Annotated in this window: 9 protein-coding genes and 2 pseudogenes; 8 read left to right on the top strand and 3 right to left on the bottom strand. The window is 52.9% G+C overall.

Annotation, left to right across the window (positions count from 1 at the left end; genetic code table 11):
- Positions 1-136: pseudogene (locus tag NM10_RS13400) on the bottom strand (transposase); the annotation flags it as partial.
- On the opposite strand from NM10_RS13400, the gene cas1 reads away from it, so the two are divergent.
- From cas1 to NM10_RS11670, 3 genes are all read left to right on the top strand, one after another.
- Positions 135-914, top strand: coding sequence for a CRISPR-associated endonuclease Cas1 (gene cas1, locus NM10_RS11680; RefSeq protein ID WP_256378993.1), 780 nt, complete (start codon positions 135-137; stop codon positions 912-914). The pseudogene NM10_RS13400 and the gene cas1 sit on opposite strands and share 2 nt — an antisense overlap.
- A gap of 9 nt (positions 915-923) precedes the next feature.
- A complete protein-coding gene (gene cas2 / locus NM10_RS11675) occupies positions 924-1,214 on the top strand; it encodes a CRISPR-associated endonuclease Cas2 (RefSeq protein WP_020311746.1) in 291 nt (96 codons plus the stop codon).
- Between the two features lie 411 nt (positions 1,215-1,625).
- Entirely contained in the window at positions 1,626-2,321 is a 696-nt protein-coding gene (locus tag NM10_RS11670) for a DUF542 domain-containing protein (protein ID WP_020311745.1), read from the top strand.
- Positions 2,322-2,393: 72 nt separating this feature from the next.
- On the opposite strand, the gene NM10_RS11665 is transcribed toward NM10_RS11670, so the two are convergent.
- Together NM10_RS11665 and NM10_RS11660 are read right to left on the bottom strand one after the other, a co-directional pair.
- Positions 2,394-3,416, bottom strand: coding sequence for an alpha/beta hydrolase (locus NM10_RS11665; RefSeq protein WP_020311744.1), 1,023 nt, complete (start codon positions 3,414-3,416; stop codon positions 2,394-2,396).
- Between the two features lie 140 nt (positions 3,417-3,556).
- Positions 3,557-4,236 (bottom strand): annotated as a pseudogene (locus tag NM10_RS11660) (formate/nitrite transporter family protein).
- A 222-nt stretch (positions 4,237-4,458) separates the two neighbouring features.
- Between NM10_RS11660 and NM10_RS11655 the strand changes: the two are divergent.
- The 5 genes from NM10_RS11655 to NM10_RS11635 all read left to right on the top strand — a co-directional run bounded on the left by NM10_RS11655 (position 4,459) and on the right by NM10_RS11635 (position 10,811).
- Positions 4,459-5,631: a tetratricopeptide repeat protein gene (locus NM10_RS11655; RefSeq protein ID WP_020311743.1), complete on the top strand. Its 1,173-nt coding sequence runs from the start codon at positions 4,459-4,461 to the stop codon at positions 5,629-5,631.
- Positions 5,632-5,775: 144 nt separating this feature from the next.
- Positions 5,776-6,537: an alginate biosynthesis protein AlgP gene (locus NM10_RS11650; RefSeq protein ID WP_239639730.1), complete on the top strand. Its 762-nt coding sequence runs from the start codon at positions 5,776-5,778 to the stop codon at positions 6,535-6,537.
- 213 nt (positions 6,538-6,750) lie between these two features.
- On the top strand, positions 6,751-7,920 hold the full coding sequence (locus NM10_RS11645; protein ID WP_204365359.1) for a serine hydrolase domain-containing protein: 1,170 nt from the start codon (positions 6,751-6,753) through the stop codon (positions 7,918-7,920).
- A gap of 170 nt (positions 7,921-8,090) precedes the next feature.
- Entirely contained in the window at positions 8,091-9,293 is a 1,203-nt protein-coding gene (alr, locus tag NM10_RS11640; RefSeq protein WP_020311741.1) for an alanine racemase, read from the top strand.
- A gap of 342 nt (positions 9,294-9,635) precedes the next feature.
- Complete coding sequence (locus tag NM10_RS11635) at positions 9,636-10,811, top strand: pyridoxal phosphate-dependent aminotransferase (protein ID WP_020311740.1); 1,176 nt, start codon at positions 9,636-9,638, stop codon at positions 10,809-10,811.
- The last annotated feature ends 433 nt before the right edge of the window (positions 10,812-11,244 follow it).

Here is an 11,244-nt window from a genome sequence, read left to right as displayed (position 1 = left end):
TGGGCATTTTGTCACGGAATTCTTGCTTCCATTTTCTGACCATGTTTGGGTTCAGGCCGTTTTCAGAACAGATGACATTGAATTCCTTGTCGCCTTGAAGAATTGACAGAACAATCTTGGTCTTAAATTCAGAAGTGTACTTTTTTCTTGGTCATGATAGCATCCTCCAATTTTCGTTACTTAATACTATATCATGCACTCTTAAAATTTTCAGTACTGGTCTGAATTCACAGGCCCATTATAGTGTGCTGGAAAGGGCCAAGCGGGATCATCCGTTGAGTGTTGATGTCCAGACCATAAAAGAAATCAGCGCATCGTTACTTCATTTGGCTAACGCAGCTAGGACGTGCTGTGATTTAGATAGCTTGCGAGGTTATGAAGGAGAGGCAGCCAGTCTATACTTCTCTGTATTTGACCGTCTGATATTACAGAATAAGGAAATCTTTTCCTTTGAACAACGAATCAAACGGCCTCCTAAAGACCCTGTCAATACGCTGCTTTCTTTTTGTTATACTATTTTGGCTAATGATTGCGCGTCTGCATTGGAATCTACTGGGCTGGATGCATATGTAGGATTCCTGCATCGTGACCGTCCAGGAAGAGCTTCGCTTGCTTTAGACTTGATGGAAGAATTGCGCAGTATCTATGCGGATCGATTTGTATTGACGTTGATAAACAATCGTAAAATAAACGCTAGTGCCTTTGAACGACAAGCAAATGGGGCCGTATTACTGAACGACAAGGGCCGTAAAATTTTTCTTACTGACTGGCAGAACCGTAAGAAAGAGTTAATCAGGCACCCCTTTTTAGAAGAAAAGATTCCTTGGGGCTTAGTTCCGTTTGTTCAAGCTCAACTATTGGCGCGGGTCTTACGTGGCGATTTAGATGTGTATCCGGCTTTTTTGTGGAAATGAGATGAGTATATGTTAGTATTAGTGACCTACGACGTGAGTACACAAGATGATAATGGAAAGAGAAGACTGCATCAGGTAGCCAAGCAGTGCGAGAAATACGGTCAGCGTGTGCAGAACTCTGTATTCGAGTGCCTGTTGCAGCCTGATGAATTGGTTATATTGAAGCATCGGTTACTGAAAATCATGGATGAAGATAAAGATAGTATCCGATTCTACAATCTCGGTAAAAAATACCAATCAAAAATCGAGCACTATGGAGTTAAAGAAGCATATGATCCGGAAGAAGTACTGATTTTGTGAAATAGCATCGAATAATCGTAAGTGGAAAATAAATCGGTGGATTTAATCTCCTGGCTGGTTGTGAGACAATAGGCTCATCAAACAGGATAAATTAGACAAATTAGAGTTTCTCCCATTTTGTCTAAAAACTCTAATCTATCCTATTCAGCAAGGAGGATGTTTTTGGGTACTCAAAAAATTACACGCGAAATGAAAAGATACCAAATACAGCAAATTTCAAAGATGCCGAAACCTTGGATCAATACCTGCCTGGGGCAATAAAGACTCAGGAAATACGCTGTTCCTTTTTTTATGAGAAATTTTTTTACGTTGCAAATGCTACGGATGACTCCGGCAGTATCTGATATACTCAAGATGTCTTGAGAAACTGACTCATAAAAATAGATTCATACGAGAAAAGGAAGCGATACTATGATTACCAAAGACATGACGTTAGCTGACGTTGTAAAAGCTTATCCGAATACGATTGGGTTCCTGAATGGTCTGCATCTCGATTACTGCTGCGGCGGCCATGACCCCATCGCTACGGCTGTCCGCGAAAAGGGCCTGGACGTAGATAAATTCCTGGCCGAGCTCAATCAGGCCGCAGAAAGAAAGGCTGCGCAGCGGGACGTACATGGCGATATTGAAGCGTTCAAAACGCTTGCAGTCACGGAAATGCTTGACGACCTGGAAGCGACGCATCACGTTACAGACCGCAGACTCATGGCTGAAACGGAAGAACTTCTCAACAAGATCCTCATCGTCCATTATCCGCATCATGGTAAAATGCTCACGCGCCTTCACCATCTTTATGCCGGCCTGAAGGCAGAACTGGAAGAGCATTTCGCCAAGGAAGAACAGCTCGTCTTCCCGCTGATGCGCCAGCATCCGCATCCGGACAGCCAGACGCTGGCACTTATCCAGGACTTGGAAGCAGAACACACCGGCGCCGGCGACGTCATCAAAGAAATCCAGGCACTGACGGATAACTTCACGCCGCCAGAAGATGCTTGCCCGACTTTCCGCCAGACGTATGTTGTCATGGAACAGCTCTTTGACGACATCTTCATCCACATCTTCAAGGAAAACTCCATCGCCTTCCCGGAATACGCCGAACAGGTCTGAATATAAGGAAAATCACCTGCCTCAAGGATTGATCAACATCTTTGGGACAGGTGATTTTTTTTAGAAATTTGTTTATTTTTTCAAATACGAGTCGAAGAAAGCGGTGATGATGTCGAGGACTTCTTTTTGGTTCCAGTAGACGCCGCCGTGGGCCGCTCCTTCTACCAGATAGCGTTTCGAGGGGATGTTATGTTTCTGGAGGGCCTGGAAGAGCAGGTCCGTCTGGCTCGGGGAGACGACGGTGTCCTTCGTGCCGTGCATGAGCAGCATAGGCGCACTGGTTTTGGAAATGTAAGTGATGGGGTTGGCCTTTTTGGCGCCTTCCGGATTGGCCAGGATGCCGCCGTCCTGGCCGCCGAATACGGCAGAGCCGTTCACCCAAAGGGCTTCCGTGGCGCCAGGCGACTGGTGGGCTTTTTTCACGGATTCACTGTAGTCGTCGCCGATGCGGGTGAGGTCAGAGAGGCCATAGAGGTCTACGGCTGCTTTTACGTCGCTCCCGACCTGGAGATTATCGCCTTTGTCAAAGGTCGTCGTGCCGCTGGTCGTCGCGGCCATGGCCGTGAGGTAGCCGCCGGCACTGCCACCGATGATGCCGATTCGTTCCGGGTCGATGCCGAATTGATCTGCATGGGCTTTCAAATAGCGGATAGAGGCCTTCACATCTTCCAGGGGTTCCGGGAAGCGGGCCGTAGGTGCCACGCGGTACTGGATGGAAGCGACGACGTAGCCGGCTTCTGCCAGGCGCATGCGGAGTTGTATGCCGTTGTCCTTATTGGCATTGATGAAGCCGCCGCCCGTGACGTAAACGATGGCAGGCTGTTTCGTGTCCGATTTCGGCTGCAGGATGTCCATTTTCATGGCCACGTTGGGGTAGCCCCGCATCGGGACCTGTTCGTATACGACGTCGGAAATCTGATTGATCATCGGCGTCTTTACCGGTACGGATAACACCGTACTTTCTACTTTTCCCGGCATATCTTTCGTAGCCGAGTCCACATCTACATTCATCGCCATGGCATTGCCTCCTATCCATACCAGCCCGGCCAGGGCCAGGGTTATGAGCCGTTTTTGAGGTTCTGTATACTTAAACATTTTTATGAGGCCTCCTTTTTGGGTTGTATTTCTTCCATTTTAGCATTGAATAGGGAAGCCGGCAATGTTTTGACTGGATAAATGACGGCCCTGGCGATGGAGAGGGGGGACGGGGCTGGTATAATTATAAAAACTGCCTCTTACGCTCGGTGCCGCGACGCGAGGCCGTAGGGGATGGATACGAAGAAGATGGCACCGGCTACGTTGCCGGCCGTGACGAAGCATAAGTTGTAGAAATAATGAGCCACGTTGATGGTATCCGGATGAGGGGCCATCAGGGCCAGGTCCATGAGGGTCATGTTGGCGATGCAATGGCCGAAGCCGAGGGTGTAGAAGACGTAGAGACACCAAAAAATCATGATCAGTTTGGCACTTTCCGAGTGACAGCGGAAACTGCACCATACGGCCAGGCAGACGAGGACGTTGCAGAGGATGCCACGGCAAAAGATTTCCAGCGGCGGCAGGTTCATCCGCAAGGCGGCAGCTTCCGTCAGGGCCTGGGCCATGGCTCCCGTATCGAGGCCTGTGCCATAGAAGATGACCGACAGGATGAGGCGCCGAGCCAGTTGCCGAGATAACAGACGACCAGGAGCTTCACGACGTCTCCGGCGGTCACGGTCTTGCGCCGCAGGCCGTTATAGAGGATGAAGGCGTCACCGGTGAACATTTCCGCGCCGGCTATGATGACCAGGCTGAGGGCGACGCCGAAAGAAAGGCCCATGATGATATGGACCGATGGCTGCGGTCCGAGGTAGCTTTCGATGGCATAGGTCAGAAGGACGCCGAAGCCGAGATAAGCGCCGCCCAGGAGGGACACCATGACATAGCCCAGGGGATTTTCCTCCAGGAAGCGGACCTTGGCAGCGGCGCCATGGGCTGACGCTTCATATTCTTTTTCAAACAAATTGCTCACCTCATTCGTTTTTTTTCTTCATTATACCATATTACTTTTTGTCTTTTGGCAGGAATTTGGCGGGGCTATGTCGAATCTTATGTCGAATCTTATAAGGTAAAGCAAAATTCGAGAGATAGGGGGATTCTTATGAACCGATTGAAACAGTGCATATTAGCCGGGCTGATTTCCTGCTTTTTGGCCGTTCCCTGCCTGTCCCTGGCGGACGATGTGACCCTGGCGAAAGGCGATGGCCAAGGGGCCCTTGCTTTGCAGACCCACGGGGAAAGTGAACTCTTGCAGGCTGTCCGCGCCAAGGATTATGAGAAAGCCCTTCAGATCGTCAGCGGCCAGATTGCAGAACATCCCGATGATGCCGATGCTTACGACCGCCGCAGCACGATTTACAGCCTCCTCGGACGGAATGACGAAGCCCTGGCCGATTGCGATAAAGCCATTTCCCTGGAACCGGGCACGGCCTTCCATTATTTCAACCGCGGCGCCATTTACGAACAGCGCAAAGAATACCCGCTGGCCGTCAATGACTATACGAAGGCCCTGGCCTTGAGCCAGAAGGGCGATCCTTTGCAGGGACTGATGTATTTCAACCGGGCCCGGGCCTATACGGCCATCGAATCGTATGACAAGGCCCTGGATGACGTCAAACAGGGGGAAAAGCTGGCTCCGGCCTTTCCTCAGAACTATATCCTCGAAAGCCTGATCTATGATAATAAGGGCGACAAGAAAATGGCTGACCTGAGCCGCCGTATCGGCGTCATGTATGAATTCATGCACCGCGGCGATTACTTCCTGGCCGGTTCCGTCGCCGAAGAAGCCGGACTATACGACCAGGCCCTGGCACTGCTCAATGAAGCGGTGAAACGCCATCCCAACGACAGCCGGGTCTATTCCGAACGGGGCCTGGTCTACGCCCAGACGGGCCAGGACGAGTTGGCCATTGCCGACTTGACGAAAGCCCTGGCTTTGAAGGAAACGGCTATGGATTACAATAACCGCGGCGAATGTTACCGCCATTTGAAGCGTTTCGATTTGGCTAAAAAAGACTATGACCAATCGGTCCGCCTGGCCACGGATGACAGCGATAAATTGGCCGTCTACGACAGCCTGGGCCAGCTGGCCATGGACCAGGGCGATTATCCGCGGGCCGTACAGTATTTGACACAGGCTTTGGCCGTCAAGCCCTATGAAGATGGCTACAAGCTGCGCAGCCAGGTCTGGCGCAAATTAGGAGACACGAAGAAGGCCGACCAGGATGAGGCGGCAGCCCAGGAAATGGAACAGCGTCAGCTCCTGGGTTCGTAGCAGGACTTTTCAAATTCCCCTGAATATGTTATAATTGAAACGCTGTTCGTGAAAATAACCGAATGTCATACACATAATTTCAGTATTTTAAGGGGGAATTCAATGAAGAAGTCTATCATCGCAATCCTGTTTCTTTGCTGTCTTATGGGAACTGTCACTGCTTCGGCAGCACAGGTCAAGGAATCGGAAACGGTATCTCCGGCCGTTGCCGTTATGGCACAGGTCCAGGAACAAGACAAAGCCAAGAAGAAAACGAACACTACCACAACGAATAATTCTGACAAAATCGGTGACCGCCTTCGGGATCGCGTCCATGCCCTGATTCCGGCCTCGGCTTTTGCCAATATTGATAATCCCGGTACGATTACGCCGGATACGGTCAAGTACCATTATGCTGAATCGCAGCACATGGCGACACCGGTTACGGCCTGGAACCGTCAGAAATATGAAGACCAATACCAATACCAGTATCAGTATCAGCACGACTCCTATGATGCAGCTATTGCCGATGCCTACGCATACCGCCGTGATTTCGGCAAGAGCAACCTGCACAAATGGAGCAGCACGGAAGGTATGGATACGCCGTGGGACAGCAACTGGACGACCGATACGGCTCATTTCCAGAGCTCGACCATCGCTTTCCTGGATCATCTGAATACCGAAGCCCGTCAGGCTGGCATTTCCTTCGTCATCACCGGCGGTGCGGAAAGCGGCTACCATGCCAGCGGCATCTATTCCCACGAAAATGGCTATAAAGTCGACATCTCCGACGACGGCATCTATCAGGGCACCAAGGCTTATGAAGTCCTCATCAACGCCCTGTCGCCGTACAAGCATCAGATTACCCACGAATGGGACAAGAACCACTACGATATCACCATCTATCCGGAAAATTATAATGGGTAAGAAAAGTTTGTAGTTCGTGTTTCGTGAAAGCCTCCCCTAATAGGGGAGGTGGCCCGGAGGCCGGAGAGGTGACCTCTCAGTCAGCTGTGCTGACAGCTCTCCTAACAGGAGAGCCGGGCCGCCCTTTGGGACGGCCCCTACGCACTAACCACTAACCACTAAAAGGCGCTGTCTTCATAGACAGCGCCTTTTCCACACCCGAAAGGAGCTATTATGAATCGAACTGACTGGGATGCTTATTTTGCCTCCCTTATTGGCGATACCGGGACCGGTGTGCCCGGCCTGGCCGTCCTGGCCTATGCCGATGGGCGTGAGGTCTACCGTTTTGCCGCCGGCGTCCGCCGCGTGGACGGGGAGCGGTCCTGGCCGATGACGGTGGACAGCCGTTTCCGCATGGCATCTGTCTCCAAGATGTTCACGGTCTTTACCCTCATGGAGCTCGCCGAAGCGGGGAAGCTGTCCCTGGACGACGATGTCAGCCAGTACCTGGGCTTTCGCCTGCGCCATCCGTCTTACCCTGACGTGCCCATTACGCTTCGTATGCTGGCTTCGCATACGTCGGGCCTGCGCGACGGCAGGGTTTACAGCATTCCGCCGTCGGTCCGTGTCAAGGCCTTCTTTACGCCAGGTAGTCCCTATTGGGAAGACGGCGCCCATTTTGCCCCGGCCGGGCAGGCACCGGGTATTTATTTTACTTATTGTAACCTCAATTACGGCCTTTTGGGGACGGTCATCGAAGCCGTGACGGGCCAGCGCTTCGATAGGTATCAGAAAGCGCATATCCTGGCCGCCCTGGACTGCCGGGCCGACTATGTGCCGGGCAATCTGGAAGCGGCTGAATTCGCCAAATTGGGGACGGTCTATCTCAAACGGGATAGTCAGGGCCGCTGGGATGAACAGGGCCCCTGGCAGGGGACTATCGACGATTTTGGCGGCGTCCAGCCGGAGCGCGAAGCCCTGGCCTTGCAGAATCCCTATGCCCAGGACGTCTGCCAGACTTACGACCTGGCCGCGTACCGGCCTGGGACCAATGCGACGATCTTTTCACCGCAAGGCGGCCTGCGCCTGTCTCTGGAGGAACTGGGCCACGTCCTGGCCATGATGATTCAGGGCGGCCGCTATCAGGACCGGCCGGTCCTGGCGCCGTCGTCGCTGCAGGCCATGTTCAGCCTCAGTGGGTCTATGACGGCCACAATGGCGATACGTGTGGCCAGACCCTGCTCACCTATGGCCTGGGCGAATTCTTCGTCGACGGCACGGGGGCGGCCCGCTGTTGCCGCACGAAGGCCGTCGATTTATGGGGCCACACGGGCCAGGCCTTTGGCCTCTTGTCAGGCCTCTTCGTCCGGCTCGGGACGGGCAGCGGCTTTGCCTACGTCATGAATGGCGAGGCCCTGGCCGAAGATGACGACCTGCGCAGTGCCGGCCGCTTCAGCTGCAACTATATTTGGGAAGAAAATGTCATGGACGGCCTGTGCCGATTGATTGACGGCCTATAAGGGCTGTGCTATGATTATGAAATATAGTAACATTCCAAATGGGAAGGCGAGATAATGATGAATGCATATGAAAGTACCATGAATTTTACACGCCGTGCCGTCTGGGCCCAGATCGACCTCGACGCAGCGGCTCATAATATGCGCCAGATACGCAAGCACGTCGGGCCGGATGTTAAGATCGCCGCCGTCGTCAAGGCCAATGCCTACGGCCACGGCAGTGTCGAACTGGCCAAGACCTTTGCCGAAAACGGCGCCGACTGCTTTGCCGTGTCCAGCCTGGACGAAGCCGTCGAGCTCCGCCGCTATGCGCATATCGACAACGAAATCTTCATCCTCGGGCATACCGACGCCCGGCGGACAGAAGAACTCCTGACGTATGACATCGAACCGGCTGTCTTCAACTTGAAGAACGCCGAATTCTTCTCCCAGGAAGCCCGGCGCCTGGGCAAGACCCTGCGCGTCCATATCGCCGTCGATACGGGCATGAGCCGCGTCGGATTCCAGGTCAATGAATTCAGCGTCTCGGAAATCAAGACCATCGCAGCCCTGCCGAATATCGAAATCCGCGGCATGTTCACCCATTTTGCCGTTTCCGACATGAAAGACAAGACGTTTACGCGCGAACAGTACGGCCATTTCCGCTGGATGTGCAAGCGCATGGAAGAAGAAGGCATCCACATCGCCCTGCGCCATTGCTGCAACAGTGCGGCCGTCCTGGAACTGCCCGAATACTACTGCGACATGGTCCGGCCGGGCATCATCATGTACGGCTGTGAACCGTCGCCGGAAATCGACATCAAGCCTTATGACCTGCGGCCCGTCATGTCCCTGCGCTGCTGCATCGCCCATGTCAAGCTCATCGACGCCGGCGCGACCGTCAGCTATGGCCGCCATTATAAAACTCCGTCGCGCCGGAAAATCGCGACCCTGCCCGTCGGCTATGCCGATGGTTATTCGCGCATCCTGTCGGGGAAAGTCGACGTCCTTTACCATGGCCACCGCGTCCCCCAGGTCGGTGCCATCTGCATGGACCAGTGCATGATCGACGTCAGCGGCGAAGCCAACGTCCACGCCGGTGACGAAGTCGTCCTCTTCGGCCGCCAGGGCGACAGCTTCATCCCCATCGAAGAAATCGCCGCAGTCTGTGGCACCATCAACTACGAAATCATGTGCAACATCTCGCGCCGTGTCCCCCGCGTCTACATGAAGAACGGCAAAGTCGTCGGCCGCGAAGAATACCTCTTCGATAAACCGTAGGGATAGGCAGTTCGCAGGCCGCAGTTCGTAGGGGACGCCCAAAGGGCGGCCCGCCAGAGTCATCTGTCAGGCTGAAACGGATCGCGGTAGAGGGGCGAAAAAACGTTATCATTATCTGTAGGGGCTCGCACGTGGCGAGCCCACAGGTATATGTAGGATACTTGTAAAACAGATTTTGCGTGAACGGGCGCCCCACGTGGGCGCCCCTACAAGAAAAAAGGGCTTGTCGCTGTGCGACAAGCCCTTTTTTCCTCTTCCATGATTTTGTTGCAAGTGGTATACTGTATATAAGATATACGCATATATAAATGCAAAATAATCATAAAAAGGCGGTGTGTTATTATGAATTGGAATGATAAAACGGCGGCCAACGTTAAGGCCATCAAACCCTCGGGTATCCGCAAGTTCTTCGATATTGCAGCCCAGGTCAAAGGGGTCTTGTCCCTGAGTATCGGAGAACCGGACTTTGCCGCACCGGACAAGGTACTGGCAGCTATGAAAGCCAGCCTTGATGCCAAGGAAACGAGTTATACCGGGAATTCAGGCATGATGGAGCTCCGTGAAGCCATTAGCCATCATTTTGAACAACGCTATGGTGTCCATTATGACCCTAAAGATGAAATCCTGGTCACTGTCGGCGTTTCCGAAGGCCTGGCCATGGCCCTCCTGGCCATTACCGAACCGGGCGATGAAGTCATCATCCCCGACCCGGCTTACGTTGCCTATCCGGCGTCTGTCGAACTGGCTGGCGGGACGCCGGTCTTCGTGCCGACCTATCCGGAACACGATTTCAAACTGACTGTCGAAGCTTTGGAAAAGGTCATCACGCCGAAGACGAAAGCCATCGTCATCGGCTATCCGAACAACCCGACGGGGACCGTCATGTCGGCAGAAGAATTGATGCCTATTGCCAAATTTGCCGAAGAACACGATCTCATCGTCTTGTCCGATGAAATCTACTGTGAACTCATGTACGGCGATGCCAAGTTCACGTCCTTCGCCAAATTGCCGGGCATGCGTGAACGGACGGTCATCTTCAACGGCTTTTCCAAGGCCTATGCCATGACGGGTATGCGCCTGGGCTACGTCTGTGCACCGCGGGAAGGCCTGGCACCGATTTTGAAGCTCCATCAGTACGCCATCATGTGTGCCAATACGACGGCTCAGGTCGGCGGCATTACGGCCCTCAAGGAATGTGACGACGACGTCGAAGCCATGCGTCAGGAATACGACCGCCGCCGCAAGGTCATCTACAAGGGTCTGTGCGACATGGGGCTGCCCGTCTTTGAACCGAAAGGCGCCTTCTACATCTTCCCGGACATCCGCTGCACGGGCATGACGTCGGCGGAATTCTGCGAAAAACTGGTCCAGGAAGAAAAAGTCGCCGTCGTCCCGGGCACGGCCTTTGGCGACCAGGGCGAAGGCTTCGTCCGCATCTCCTACGCCGCCAGCATGGACACCATCCAGGAAGCCCTGAAACGTATGGCCCGCTTCGTAGCGCAATATCGAAAGGACTGATATTTATTTGCAGGGTCGCCCACGTGGGGCGCCCGCTCACGCAAATCTCCAAAGCCCTAACGGGTCGCCCACGTGGCGACCCCTACAGTATAAAATAAATTTAAAACCTGCTAAAAAGGGGCTGTAACATAATAGCCTCATCGAAAAAAATGGACTCAGTTATCTGAGCCCATTTTTTTAAGCAAAAGAGGCCCCAAAGGGCCTCTTTTGCTGGTATAATTACTGTATGCTAAACAAAATCAACCACGTAAAGTATACCAAAACTTACACTCCGAGGCAACTCGTTTTGCCATTGGATTATGGCATTTCACTAGAACAAGATCGGTTGGTTTGTATCGTAGATGCATTATTGGAAAGGTTGGATTATTCAGCATTACAGCATCTCTACTCTGTGAAAGGCAGAATCCTAAGGTACCTCCAAAATCTTCGYTGA

It is taken from the genome of Megasphaera sp. NM10, assembly GCF_000417505.1.
GTDB classification, from domain to species: domain Bacteria; phylum Bacillota; class Negativicutes; order Veillonellales; family Megasphaeraceae; genus Megasphaera; species Megasphaera intestinihominis.
This window is presented reverse-complemented; position numbering and strand designations above follow the sequence as displayed.